Raw genomic sequence first — 13,135 nt, forward strand, 5'->3', positions numbered from 1 at the left:
CTTTTACGCCGTGCAAGATCACATGGGGGGCATTCTCTCCGGAACAGATAGTGTCATCCACTGACTGGGGCGATAGTACGACAAGCCCCAGTACCATCACGACGAATTCTGATGGTACGTTAACGATAAGTGGATCGCATACCTACGCTCGATCAGGGTAACCAATGCGCCGGTCAATGTCCCTATCGCGGTCAACGCTCTTCACTTCAAGATTACCAGCAGTCTCTTGAATGGAACCGATGTTGTGATTTGTCACGCGGAGGCAAGTGCTTCTCTGGTCTAGAAGTGAACTCATTTGCCGTGTTGTACATGCAGACACTTGCAATCCTTTCTATCGTGAGAATCTGCGTTTTTGCCAACCCAATCTATTCCCCTTGTAATGGATAGAAATATTGTTGAGATAGAAGAACTATTGATACTATTCCATCGGATTGCACCCCGTCAACCGTATTACTAAGAGGACATTTCGAGGCGAGCCCTTTCAGGTCTTGCTATTTTGTGTGCTACGTTGTTTTTAGAAATATGTGTTACGTCACACAGATAGAGGCGTTAATTTATCTATATCATCTCCATGTGAAAGGTTCTATTTTGATGAGTGAGATATTTATGCTCTATATTGAAGCTGCCCTTTGGAGATTTCTAAGCCGTAGTAAGCTAACCTCCTTTTCTCCTAAGAATTTGAAGTTTTACCAAAATTACCCTGGAGCCTTCCTAACAAACTCTAGAGAGTAGTTAGTAAACGCTATTTTATTTCTGCTTAAGCAGATGGGCGCAGCATTGAGCTTCAAAATCATTGGTTTGTTGATAAGAGCTATCGTGCCTGATTCTGTGGGAATAATTTGAGTCAGCGTTTCTCGCTTCAGTGACTAAAGGATGAGATAATCCATATGAAACATTCACCAGAAGATGTGCCACCACAAGAATATGAAGAGAGATTATTACAGAGTGTGGTAGCTGAGCAGCCTGTTTTGCGCTTCGCATGGGAGAGGCTGCGTTTAGGCAAACATGAAATTCAATTCTATGAAACTGATGCCTTTCTTCTCGATACTGTAGTTTCATTCGTTAGGACAGGGCTTACGAGCGGGGCTGCGTGTCTGGTGCTGGCGACCTCATACCACTTGCAAGCCCTTTCCCAACGGCTACAGACAGATGGTATTGACTTGAGCATGGTTCATGCTCAGGGGTCTTATATTGCTCTCGATGCGGCTGAGGTCCTTACCCATATTTCGATTGAGGGATCGCCTGATCCTACGCGCTTCACCAGCTTTATCGACGGTTTGATTTCTCAGCTTGGGAAGAGGCACTCTCATGTTCGTATCTTTGGTGAGATGGTGACACTGCTCTGGCAGCAGGGCAAGCCGAAGGCTGCTCTTGAACTAGAAGCCCTCTGGAATAACCTTCATAGCATTGGTACTCACTCCTTTTCGCTGTTGTGCGCCTATCCCTTGGCACTTTTTACTGGACAAGAACAGAGAGAATCGTTCCTTCAGATGCGTGAACTGAAGACTCATGTCCTTCCAGATGAGCACGATCTTCACCATGCCACCACAACAGAGCAAAGGCAGGCAGTGAGCTTATTGCCAAAGCAAAACCGCACTTTGCAGACTGAGAGCGTGAAACATCAAGCTATTGAGGCACACCTGGCCTTTAAAGAACAGCGCTATCGTCGCCTTTTTGAAGCCTCTACTGATGGGATTTTGCTCGTTGACCCTCGCAGTGGTCGTATTATCGATGCAAATCCTACGCTCTTTCACTTATTAGGAATGGCCTACGAACAGGTTGTAGGGTCTGCCCTCTGGCAAATTGGGTTGCTTGACAACCAGGCGACGCAGGAGAAGTTCTTGCTGCGTGTACAAGAGGAACGATTGGTACATATGGGGACAATGGCATGCCCATTCCAGGATGCGAAGCCCTGTTTCATCGAATGGGTGTCGACCCTCTTTGAGGTCCAGGGCGAGGAGATGATGCAATGTAATCTGCGCGATATGACAGCGTATAAATCGGCAGAAGCGGATTCACTCTATCTGGCTGCCATTGTTACCTCTTCGGATGATGCCATTCTTAGCAAGAATTTGGACGGGATTATTACCAGTTGGAATGCTGCTGCCGAGCGAATGTATGGCTACAGCGCCCAGGAAATCATCGGAAAGCCAGTTACAATACTCTTTCTGCCAGGCCATCAAGATGAATTTCAATCAATTATGGAGCATATTCGGCGGGGAGAGCACGTTGAGCATTTTGAAACCACTCGCGTGCGCAAAGATGGCAGTTTTGTTCCCGTTTCGGTGACGATTTCTCCTATCACGGATCGCGGAGGAACGATTATTGGTGCCTCGTCGATTGCGCGTGACATTTCTGAGCGCAAAGCCCTTGAACAAGAGCGAGATGCTTTTGTCGGTGTGGTGACCCATGAACTCAAGACACCACTTACCTCCCTGCAAGGTAATGTGCAAATGGCCCAGCGCCGACTCATTCGTCTCCTCAATCAGAATGAATCACTCTCCGAAACACAACTACAAATTTTGGAAGATGTGTTGTTGATGCTTGGTCGTGGTCAGCAATCGTTGCGAATGCAGAATCGGCTCATCAACGACTTGCTGGATGTTTCTCGACTTCAGGAAGGTAAGTTGGAACTGGCCCTGGCTCCGTGTGATCTGATTGAGGTGGTTTCGGCAACGGTGCATGATCAGCAAGCGGCTCAGCCTACAAGGTTGATAACTCTGGTGTTGCCAGAACTGGATCATCTTATGGTCACTGCAGATAGGGATCGGCTTCAGCAAGTCCTGGGGAACTATCTCACCAATGCGCTCAAATTCTCCCCGGAGACTGAATCAGTACGGGTGGGACTGGATCTGGATGGAGATATGGTTCGGGTATGGGTACAGGATCATGGTCCCGGCCTCACTCAGGAGCAGCAACATCGCATCTGGAATCGTTTTTATCAAGTAACGAATGTGCAAGTGCAGCGAGGGTGGAGAACAGGTTTGGGGTTAGGCCTCTATATCTGTCACCAACTCATTAGCCAACATCACGGACAAGTAGGGATTGAGAGTGTGCCTGGGCAAGGAGCCACATTCTGGTTTACCCTTCCCTTCTCAGATGCTTCAAGGAAGGAAACGAAGGCACACCAATAAGACGTTTTGCGCATATAACCTTTGAGCATGCGAACTATAAGATGTGGTTAGATGCTTTCTCCGGAGCACTGCCAGAGAAGCGCAAGCTTTCGTAATCGGTCGAGCCGTATGGAAGATCGTGCCTTTCTCTGGCATGTTCAACTGTTCACTAGAGCAAGTTATTGCTTGTTCCTACCTTTGTTGAACGGGCTTGACTTTATATTACCGTAAAGGAAGCATCAGATTACCATAGCAGTTGTGATAGATGTGTGGAAAGGGGGGCTATGAAAACCTGGGTATGACAAACTGAGGGAATGGAGGACCCAGAAGATATTATGCGTAAGATGTTCAGGCTACTGTTCTTCCTCGTACAAACCTGGATACAAGTTTGACAATGCCTCGTATCAATAATTCACAGAGAAATGGCACAATTGCTACTACGGGTGAGAGACATGTGACAACCAATAACTCGGAAATATGGGCCGCGATTTCATATAAGGCGTAGAGGATCCAACCCACGACAACATACAGACCTATCCAGAGCGCATCCATCTTTCGTGGTTTCCCCCTGTAGTATGGGGAGCAGCGTTTGTTGTTGAGGGATAGGCGGATACGCATAGATGCTGTCAGCTCCATAGGGCATCATATTGTTCTGGGCATATTGATAAGGTGTATACATGGGCATAGCGTATTGAGGAGGCGGTAGAGGTGCCTGGAGAATATATGGTGGTGTCCTTGACGCTGGCTGTAGAGGCGTCTCGATATTTACAGAGTGAGTAGGCTCAACGAGCTTGGGCATGGGAGGTGCTTTCACTTGTTCGAGTACCTGCTGCGTCTTTTTGATTTCAGATGGCACACTCTGAACGGATGTGATGGTATAGCCCAGGCGCGACTGTTCAAGCGCAGAAGCGAAGGCATTTACATCTGGGAAACGTTGTTCGGGCGTTTTCTCCAGCGCTTTTAGGATTACCTGTTCTGTTCCTGGTGCAATTGTCACAAATTGGCTTGGTGGAGGCGGTGGAACTGTGCTCTGTTTTACAGCAATCTCGGTGAAAGTCCCGTTAAAAGGGCGCCTTCCGGTCAGCCATTCATAAACAGTAATGGCTAGTGAGTATTGATCACTGGCGGGACGCGAATGGGCCTGGATCTGCTCAGGAGCCATGTAGGGAACAGTTCCAGCCATATCTTGAGCAGTTGGCATATGCGTACTCTGAGCAACAACCGCAATCCCGAAATCACTGACGAGGATCTCCTGATGATAGCCAATTAACAGATTCTCAGGCTTGATGTCGCGATGAATATATTTGTGCGTGTGTGCAAATTGAAGAGCTGAAGCTGCTTGATTTGTATAGGTAACGATCGCCTCGAATGGAACCTGTTCACCACGCTTATGACGATCACGCAGAGAGCCATGAGGAGCAAAATCCATTACAAAGAAAGTGTGTTGTTCTGGATCTGAAAGTCGAGAATCCGAATAATATTAGGATGCTGGAGTTGAGCGATAGTACGCGCCTCTTTGCGAAAATTCTCGATCTCTTGAGGATCTGCGAGCCGGGTATGCAGAATTTTGAGAGCAGCCTGCGTGTCTAAATGAATATGCTTGCCGAGATAGACCTCCGCAAACCCACCTACCCCAAGACCACAGAATGAGCTGACTATGTCCATAGATACGTTGTTGCGAGACCTCGCCAGTCCCCAGTGGGAGAAGCGTGTGACAACAATACGTGTATTGGCATGCCAGGGCCATGAAGCGCCACCGGCTGTTATTGATGCCTTTCGCGTTTCTCTGAAAGATATCTCTTCAGCTGTGCGCGCAGCAGCAGTGCAGGCCCTGGAAGGGCGAGGGTTGCCTCAGACTCTTCTACAATTGCGGCACGATCCATCCTGGGAAGTGCGTACCAGTGTGATACAAGCATGGAAAACGCTAGCCATGGATTCCCTCGAAGATAAATTGCGCAACCGCATCCAAGAGGCTATCATCAGCGCGCTTCAGGAGGATGGGGTGCCAACAGTCCGTCGTGCAGCCGTGAATGTGTTGGCGAGACTTGGCCTTCCAGAGATCCCTCTGGCGCTGTTTGGAGCCCTTGAAGATGAGGATGCCTCTGTTCGTCAGGAAGCCATCTGGGCATTGAAAATGTAGGGGGAGAAAGTTCCAGAAATCGCCTTTCTCGAAGCTCTGCATGATGAGGATGAAGTGGTCCGTAAAGAGGCTTTGGAAGCCCTGGAGCAACGAGAGGAGCCGATTGCTCTTGGACCTGTCGTTGTAGCTCTCCAGGACAAGGAGGAAGATGTTCGCCTTGCCGCGTTACGCGTGCTTGGGAAACAGAAGGAGCGAGTTCCAATCGAACCAGTGGTTTCAGCGCTCAAAGATTCCTGCGAAGCCGTTCGTACAGAAGCATCGAATCTGCTCGGGCATCTGGGGTCTGAAGTCCTGTGGCGGCTTACCACACGTTTACCTGAGCGCAGTCGCCTGAGAGGCTCAGACGTCACACAACGCCAACTCAGCCTGAGGTGGAAGAATGTGGCGGCGAAGCTAGCTGCTGCCCAGGCAGCGTTGGCAAATGCTTTTCATAATTGGCGGTTAAGGACAACAAAGAGAGGAAATAATATGATCGTTGCAAGCATGCTACCAGATGATTTCTGGGTACGCCCGGTGAAAATGGATGACCTGGAAGCGGTCGTGCGAGTGCAGAACGTGCAGGAGATGGTGGATTTGGGCAGTTGCTCTCAGATAGAGAAAGCCTTAAACGGCACTGGCAGGAGCATACTATTGACCTCCAAGCGGATATGTGGGTTGTAGGTGCGCCAGATAGACGCATCGTGAGCTATGCCAGCGTCAGAGGTCCTGGGCAGGTGCGGCTCTTCGCCAATGTATGGTTGTTTCCAGAGTATACAAGATGTGGCTTCGGCAGGTATCTCTTATGGTGCGCAGAGGAACGAGCGGAATCCTGGGCTGCCGAAGCCACGTTAGGAGTACATGTCACCATGGGCGTGAGCTGGATCAGCGAGCGTAACCGGCGTGCCCAACGCCTTCTAGAGCGCGTAGGATATGAGAAGATCTACAGCTTTGCCCATATGGAGCTTGAGCTTCATGGGTGGCAAGCATTGCCGCACATTCATTAATGAGGGGATCATCATACGTGAATATTGTCAAGGGGCTGGATCTGACATCCCATCATAACTCGTTGGGAGGAGAAAGAGCGTGTAAGAAAGCGGTAATCTTGGGAGGCAAAGTCCCATGCTCAGAAGCGTAGCGCGAGAGAATGGCCTGAGTGGCCAGCATCTCCAGCAAACGTGCCAGACCGCGTAACAAGACGATCTTGCCAGGAAAGCGACCACGATGGGGAACAAATCCGCCGAGTTTGGCGAGCAATTGGACCTCTTCCCAGGAGAAGGTCACCCCCATCTCATACAAAAAGCCTGCTGCAACCCAAGCCAGAGCGACCAATGTCTTGATGGCCTGCCAATCAAGGACTTGCACCTCATCCCAGGCGAAGCACGTCTTGGTAAACTTGAAGCTCTCCTCGACTCCCCATCTTTGCCGATACATACAAAAGATGCGCATGGCCTCGGCTTCGGTTTCCGCCGGCCAGTCGGTGATCAACCACCACGGCTCCCACGGGCAATTGAGGATGCGCACCTGCACCAACCAGAGATCCTTGGGCAGGATCTGATCTGGCTCCTGGCTCAGACGACGAACCTCGCTGTGATAGGTGAGCCCAACTGAGCAGGCCGAAATTTCCACATCCACCTCTTGCCGCTTGGGATGAGCCTGCTTCCCCAGGGGCACCTCCATGTTGGTGCGTACCATTGCCAGCATCTTCAGCCGTTTGCTTGCCTCCTGTAACGGCCCCTTGCTCCAGGCCTTTGACTCTGTTTGCCATTGGACCAATCGCTTCCGCTGGCAGACTCGGCAGACCACGTGTTCCTGCTGCTCCCACATCGTGCGCCAGACCGCGACATCGTCAAAGCCACTATCGAGCACCCAGGTCACCTGAGACTGCACCTGGCCATCTTTCATTGCCTCATGCACCGTCATGAGCATGGTTTGGACTTCGGCGGGTTCGCTCACGAAACCGGGTTCCTCGCTACTGAACACTTTCTGATAGAGAATCCCCCGCTGCTTTGGGGTGACTGCCAGTACGGTGAGCGTACGGTAGCCCGGCACCAATTTCTTGTTCTGATCGCGGACCTGCATCAGATATGGCATTTCTTGCGCATACGGTTTACAGAGCTCGGAGCCATCAGCAATGAACCACACCTCGTCCGCTTTGCTTTCCCGCAACTGCCCCACTCCCACTTGCCGCAAGCGTGCTGTCAGCTCCTCAGCGTCTAGCTCTGAGCGCTTGGTACTCTCTCCTTTGGCCATCCGCAACACCCGTTGCGCCCCATTCTTACTCTGGCTCAGTTCTTGAGAAGACGCTGCGATACGAGTGCCGATCACACTTCCACTCGCGATGATCCCCTTCACCGTTTCCAGCAATGCCCGCCACGTCCTGCGATCCCTTATCAAGCTTGCGAATGGCTTCAGATACGCTTGGAATGGGTCCGTCCAGGTGCTTCTCCATTCCATGTGTCTCATCCTTTCTCTCTGGTTTGGTTTCTCTCTTGATTCTAGCACCCTCCCTGGATTTATGAGTGGTTGTCAGGACTAGCGTGAAGAAAAATTTAGAAAATAAAAGCGAGGTATGAAGGGGCTAAATGGGTGTCGAGCAGGATATCCAATATGTGACCAGCAAGGGCCTCAAGATCCTATGAAGCCACTAGGCTACATCCTCTGAGAGCTGTTGCCCTGCTTGCTTTTCTGCTATCGAGGGGGCATACTATGACTATATAAGAAACCTCCTGGTGAGATGACTGATGTTTCTTTTATCAGTTTCTCGCAGGAGGTTTCTTTTTGCTGACGCCTATACTTCTGTGTTTGAAGGTAAACAGAGGGCATAACGAGCTGTAAAGTGGCGTAATTGCTCTGGTTCCCAGGTAATGCGTACCCCCTGAATGTGGGCCGCATTGTGTTTCAGATGTATCAAGGCATCGGCGATATAATCCAGATGGCTGCGTGTGTACACTCTACGAGGCAGAGCAAGGCGTAGGAGTTCCAGAGGCGCGGCCTGTTCTCGGCCCTCACTATCCTTGCGAGCGAAGGCGACACTTCCTAGTTCTACTGTGCGGATACCGGCAGAGAGATAGAGTGCGATACCTAAAGCTTGCGCTGGATACTGATGTTGAGGAATGTGAGGCAGCATTGTGCTGGCATCAACGAAGATTGCATGGCCGCCGACAGGGCGTACTATTGGAATATCCGCATCTAGCAACTTTTGCCCTAGCGTAGCAACCGACTCTACCCGGTAACGCAAATAGTCTTCCTGGAGCACTTCCTGGAGACCGACCGCTATAGCCTCCATATCATAACCAGCTAGCCCGCCATAGGTAGGGAAGCCTTCGATCAGGATCAACTTTTGTTTGCATTTTTCGGCAAGCTCGGTATCATTTAATGCTAGAAAACCACCGATATTCGTAAGGCCATCTTTCTTCGCGCTCATCGTACAGCCATCTGCATACTGGAACATTTCTTGCGCGATCTCTAATGGGGTTCGGTCAGCGTAACCATCTTCACGTTGCTTGATGAACCAGGCGTTTTCAGCAAAGCGGCAAGCATCTAAGAAGAAAGGGACACCATAGCTACGGCAAAGAGCGCTAACAGCTCGGATGTTTGCCATACTTACCGGTTGCCCACCAACCGCATTATTTGTTACTGTGAGCATTACGCAGGGAATTTGCTCTGTTCCTACCTCTTCAAGCGTTTGCTGAAGCCGCTCCAGATCTATATTCCCTTTAAAAGGATGTTCGAGGTGAGGGTAATTCGCTTCTGAAATAGCGAGGTTGAGCGGATCACCACCAGACGACTCAACGTTAGCCTGAGTGGTATCAAAATGGAAATTATTAGGAATAACGTCCCCAGGCTTGCAAATAGTACTGAAAAGGATATGTTCGGCTGATCGTCCCTGGTGCGTTGGGATAATATGCATAAAGCGTGTAATATCTTTTACGCTTTTTTCAAAACGATAAAAGGAACTGCTGCCAGCGTAACTCTCATCCCCTCTCATCATTGCTGACCACTGATTCTCGCTCATTGCGCTGGTACCTGAGTCACTCAAAAGATCGATAAATACATCTTCAGAGCGAAGCATAAATAAATTATAGCTCGCGCGCTCCAGAGCGGATAAACGTTCTTCGTAAGATATTTTCCGTAAAGGCGCTATTGTCTTAATGCGAAAAGGTTCAACCCAACTCTTGGGCTGAAAATCAAGTATTTCCATGCTTTCCTCTCATGTGAAAGGCTCTATTGGGAGTCATTCCTATTTTGCCAAAAAAGGTGATGAGCATGAGTCTTGTTGATAAGGCCACATGCTCATTTCTGCTCCTTTGACATGAATTCACTCTCTTCTCTGATTGGCTTGATCTATTGTAGAGTTCTTTCTTCTTATATCAAGCAACCATTCGCTTAAACATTATACGACCTGTAAGTTTTTTAATGCAATATATACGATATTTCTATCAATGATTAATGTCTTAAAAAGAGGTTTCCTCTTCCTTACCGGGCTATTAAAGATATATCTCAATATTGGGTTGATCCTAGTTGTCTCGTTTCACTTCAATCAGGCAAAGGTGTGTCTCTCTCTATTCCTTGACCCAACTCTTGCGTATTTGCATCCCCTATCCACGAAACAGGAGCTGGCATTTTTTCTAGGCATCACGAGTTTTTCTCGCCTTTATTTCGCTGCGCCTGGCACTTATGGTTGTTAATCCATGCAGTTCTTTCTTCTCTCGACCCTTGGCAAGAAGGATCGTAGTTCGCATAATATGCTATGCGGACTACGATCCGTTTTTTGTGCGACGCATAGTAGGCCTGCGAGAGCCAGGGCGGACTGTGGGTAGATATCAATGCAATTAGGTTATGCCGTCCAGTATTACATGCTTTCTTTGTTACTGCCCAGGCACTATGTATAGATGTATATCAATGTTATGAGGTATACTGAAGAGCAAAGTACGTGGATCGTGTGGTAGTAATTATACTCCGCGCGATGCTCTCAGTATTTTCTATTGTCACTACGCAAAGAGGAGCTTTATCCGTGTCTGACCAGTCTCACATTCAGCGCATACGCGAGCAGTTGCCTGCGGCTACTGCACACATCTATCTTAATACGGGCACCTTTGGTCCCCTGCCAGAGCTCAGTATACAAGCTGTCCAAAGCCATTTTGAGCAGGAATTACAGGGTGGACGTATTGTAGCACAAAGCTTTGAACGGACAGTCAATACCTATAAGCGTGCTCGTCAGAATGTCGCGAATCTGCTCAACGCTGATGCCGAAGAGATCGCTTTGACTGATAACACCGGCGAGGGCTTGAATATTGTCGCTAACGGTATCAACTGGCGCGCGGGAGACGAGATTATCACGACGGATCATGAGCATATTAGTGCTCTGGCACCTCTCTATCAGTTACGTGACCGTTATGGCGTGGTGATTCGTTTTGCAGAGTTGGGGCCAACAGCGAATCGCGCTGCCGTCGAGGCTATTGAGCCATTAGTTACCGAACATACTCGCCTGATTGTGCTATCGCATGTGACCTGGACGACAGGTAGCGTACTGGATGTACGCGCCGTGAATCGCCTGGGGCATGAGAGAGATATTCCGGTACTGATTGATGGCGCGCAGTCCGCCGGAGCTATCGCACTGGATATGAAAGCATTGGAGGCCGATTTCTATGCCATCCCAATGCAGAAATGGCTGTGCGGACCTGAAGGAACCGGCGGGCTCTTTGCCAGTCGCGATGCCTTGAGGCACATTACTTCAACTTATGTGGGCTACTGGTCTGCCAAGAACTTCCATGGTGATTGGGCGTTGATTGAGAGTGCTCAGCGCTTTGAGTTGGGGGGACGACAGACAGCGGCCATCGCGGGTCAGAATGCTTCCCTGGAATGGTTTGAGCAAGAGGTTGGACATGAATGGATGTTCGCTCGAATCAGTCAACTTAATGCCTATGCGGCGGAAGTATTGCAAACCGTTCCTGGTCTCACCATTCTCACTCCACAACCAGGCGCAAGCGGTCTGCTCTCCTTCACGATTGAGGGTCGATCTGACGAAGAGATTGTAACCTTTTTGCGTGAGCGGAATATTCTAATTCGTAACATTCCTGAAACGCAGGCGATACGCGTCTCCACAGGTTTTTACAATACTGAGGAAGAGTTAGATACCCTCGCGAAAGCTCTCCGCGAGTTCTAAATTAAAAAAGCCAGGGCGGAACCTAGACATGGTTCCGCCCTGGCTTTTTGCGCCAATCTTATTTGTGGTTAGCGTAATTACTGAACCACTTGAAGCTAAGACTACTGCATGCCCATGCCTTGCATACCTTGTCCCATCTGAAGCTGAGGCTGCTGCATGCCCATGCCCTGCATACCCTGCCCCATCTGAACTTGCTGCATGCCCATACCTATCTGCGCCTGTTGTTGCATGAGTTGAGGCTGCTGCTGAATACCCTGAAATTGCTGTATTTGCTGCTGAATGCCTAGAAGCCGCTGTTGGGCATTCTGAAGTTGTTGAGCGGCTTGTAATAGTGGCTGTTGCTGTTGCTGTTGCTGCTGGAAGAACTGCGGCTGCTGTTGACGCTGGAAGAACTGCGGCTGCTGTTGCTGCTGGAAGAACTGCGGCTGCTGTTGCTGCTGGAAGAACTGCGGCTGCTGTTGCTGCTGGAAGAACTGCGGCTGCTGTTGCTGCTGGAAGAACTGCGGCTGCTGTTGCTGGAAGAACATAGGTTGACGCTGGAAGAACTGAGGCTGTTGCTGCTGGAAGAACATAGGTTGACGCTGGAAGAACTGGGGCTGTTGCTGCTGGAAGAACTGAGGCTGCCCAAAGTTACCACCAATAGAGAAACCGCGGTTAAACCGACCGACGCCGAATCTACCAGGCCATTGAACCGTTGTATTCTTCGCAGTTGTTATGGCAGGCTTTGTTGTCGCTTTACTAGCAGCCGAAGCATGGTTTGAGGTGCCAACTAAAAGTAGCAGTGCGAATGCAATGCCGAGTGTTAGGAGACACATCATCTTAGTGCAAACTGAACGTTTCACTTTGCCTCTCATTTTGGTTCCTTTCACTTTCTGACATGAGTTAAATCTACTGGGAGGTCAGCAAGTGTCTTCACTACAAAGTGCCTGTGTAAGCAGAGCTATCTACAACGTTTGCTTCATATGAATACACATATATGCCCGTACAAACTGAAGTTTTGAGCGGGTCTAATTGAAGGTGTTTATAAAGTGAGTCGGGGCTGCCATATTTGGCGACCCCGACTCACTTTAAGGAATACGTAACGTGTGAACTTTTATAAGATGTGTTCTTCCCATATAAAGATGTCCATCTCAGCCATGCTCTTTGGAGCATGTGGATTGTTGCTGTGTGGTTGTAATTCTCCTTGCCACCAGCCAACATCATGCCAGGTACCTAGTTTATAGCCCACCTTATGATAGACCCCTAGCGGTCGCATACCCATGGCCTCATGGAGTGCTACACTGCCAGCGTTAGGTAGTGTAATGCCAGCATATGCGTTATAAAATCCCTGTTGGCGGAGTAGCTGAAAAAGTGCTGTATACAGCCTACGTCCTATTCCCCGGTGGCGGCTCTGCTCATGAACATAGACAGATACATCGACCGCCCATTGATAGGCTGCCCGGGTGCGATGCTGACTGGCATAGGCGTAACCTGACAACCTATCCGCATCTTCATAGACCAGCCAGGGGAATTTTGTAAGTGTATGCTCAATACGCCGTTGGATCTCGTCGATGGAAGGAGGGGTTGTTTCAAATGATATTGGGGTGTGGCTGACAATAGGGGCGTAAATGTCTTGAATGGCCTGAGCGTCCTTCGCGCGAGCTAAACGGATGCGTTGTGACATGTGGCATATTCTCCTCCGATAGTTTTATTTCGTAGCCCTGCCGGCGTCATCGCGTCGTGGTTCTCTTCTTAGGA

Annotated in this window: 9 protein-coding genes and 1 pseudogene; 5 read left to right on the plus strand and 5 right to left on the minus strand. The window is 49.5% G+C overall.

Going from position 1 to position 13,135, the window contains the following annotated elements; all coding sequences use genetic code 11:
• Nucleotides 1-887: 887 nt before the first annotated feature.
• Nucleotides 888-3,134 (plus strand): PAS domain S-box protein, encoded by a 2,247-nt coding sequence (locus K3T82_RS25270; RefSeq protein WP_220196323.1) that lies wholly within the window; start codon nt 888-890, stop codon nt 3,132-3,134.
• A gap of 469 nt (nt 3,135-3,603) precedes the next feature.
• Here the strand turns inward: K3T82_RS25270 and K3T82_RS25275 are convergent.
• A pseudogene (locus K3T82_RS25275) lies at nt 3,604-4,778 on the minus strand (serine/threonine protein kinase).
• Here K3T82_RS25275 and K3T82_RS25280 point away from each other — a divergent pair.
• Genes K3T82_RS25280 through K3T82_RS25290 form a run of 3 tightly spaced genes read left to right on the plus strand, consistent with a single transcriptional unit; the run spans nt 4,771 to nt 6,236 of the window.
• The gene (locus K3T82_RS25280; protein WP_220196324.1) at nt 4,771-5,253 is read left to right on the plus strand and encodes a HEAT repeat domain-containing protein; all 483 of its coding nucleotides are present in this window, start codon (nt 4,771-4,773) and stop codon (nt 5,251-5,253) included. The pseudogene K3T82_RS25275 and the gene K3T82_RS25280 overlap by 8 nt on opposite strands.
• 36 nt (nt 5,254-5,289) lie before the next feature.
• A complete protein-coding gene (locus K3T82_RS25285; protein ID WP_268886677.1) occupies nt 5,290-5,913 on the plus strand; it encodes a HEAT repeat domain-containing protein in 624 nt (207 codons plus the stop codon).
• The gene (locus K3T82_RS25290; RefSeq protein ID WP_220196326.1) at nt 5,901-6,236 is read left to right on the plus strand and encodes a GNAT family N-acetyltransferase; all 336 of its coding nucleotides are present in this window, start codon (nt 5,901-5,903) and stop codon (nt 6,234-6,236) included. Before K3T82_RS25285 ends, K3T82_RS25290 begins: the two co-directional genes overlap by 13 nt.
• A gap of 52 nt (nt 6,237-6,288) precedes the next feature.
• On the opposite strand, the gene K3T82_RS25295 is transcribed toward K3T82_RS25290, so the two are convergent.
• Together K3T82_RS25295 and K3T82_RS25300 are read right to left on the minus strand one after the other, a co-directional pair.
• Nucleotides 6,289-7,686 carry a hypothetical protein gene (locus tag K3T82_RS25295; RefSeq protein ID WP_220194907.1) on the minus strand — a complete coding sequence of 466 codons (1,398 nt, stop codon included), beginning with the start codon at nt 7,684-7,686 and terminating at the stop codon, nt 6,289-6,291.
• 334 nt (nt 7,687-8,020) lie between these two features.
• Nucleotides 8,021-9,433: a tryptophanase gene (locus K3T82_RS25300; RefSeq protein ID WP_220196327.1), complete on the minus strand. Its 1,413-nt coding sequence runs from the start codon at nt 9,431-9,433 to the stop codon at nt 8,021-8,023.
• 813 nt (nt 9,434-10,246) lie between these two features.
• Here K3T82_RS25300 and K3T82_RS25305 point away from each other — a divergent pair.
• Nucleotides 10,247-11,398, plus strand: a complete 1,152-nt coding sequence (locus K3T82_RS25305) for an aminotransferase class V-fold PLP-dependent enzyme (protein WP_220196328.1) — start codon at nt 10,247-10,249, stop codon at nt 11,396-11,398.
• Between the two features lie 101 nt (nt 11,399-11,499).
• On the opposite strand, the gene K3T82_RS25310 is transcribed toward K3T82_RS25305, so the two are convergent.
• Both K3T82_RS25310 and K3T82_RS25315 read right to left on the minus strand, forming a co-directional pair.
• Complete coding sequence (locus tag K3T82_RS25310; RefSeq protein WP_220196329.1) at nt 11,500-12,240, minus strand: hypothetical protein; 741 nt, start codon at nt 12,238-12,240, stop codon at nt 11,500-11,502.
• Between the two features lie 251 nt (nt 12,241-12,491).
• Nucleotides 12,492-13,061 (minus strand): arsinothricin resistance N-acetyltransferase ArsN1 family B, encoded by a 570-nt coding sequence (locus tag K3T82_RS25315; protein WP_220196330.1) that lies wholly within the window; start codon nt 13,059-13,061, stop codon nt 12,492-12,494.
• Nucleotides 13,062-13,135 lie beyond the last annotated feature (74 nt).

This window comes from Ktedonospora formicarum, assembly GCF_016587355.1.
Lineage (GTDB): Bacteria > Chloroflexota > Ktedonobacteria > Ktedonobacterales > Ktedonobacteraceae > Ktedonobacter > Ktedonobacter formicarum.

What these genes read in the sequence shown, in the direction of transcription:
- K3T82_RS25300 (WP_220196327.1), bottom strand. Translation starts at nt 9,433, where the DNA reads ATGGAAATACTTGATTTTCAGCCCAAGAGTTGGGTTGAACCTTTTCGC.
- K3T82_RS25290 (WP_220196326.1), top strand. Translation starts at nt 5,901, where the DNA reads ATGTGGGTTGTAGGTGCGCCAGATAGACGCATCGTGAGCTATGCCAGC.
- K3T82_RS25295 (WP_220194907.1), bottom strand. Translation starts at nt 7,686, where the DNA reads ATGGAATGGAGAAGCACCTGGACGGACCCATTCCAAGCGTATCTGAAG.
- K3T82_RS25270 (WP_220196323.1), top strand. Translation starts at nt 888, where the DNA reads ATGAAACATTCACCAGAAGATGTGCCACCACAAGAATATGAAGAGAGA.
- K3T82_RS25315 (WP_220196330.1), bottom strand. Translation starts at nt 13,061, where the DNA reads ATGTCACAACGCATCCGTTTAGCTCGCGCGAAGGACGCTCAGGCCATT.
- K3T82_RS25280 (WP_220196324.1), top strand. Translation starts at nt 4,771, where the DNA reads ATGTCCATAGATACGTTGTTGCGAGACCTCGCCAGTCCCCAGTGGGAG.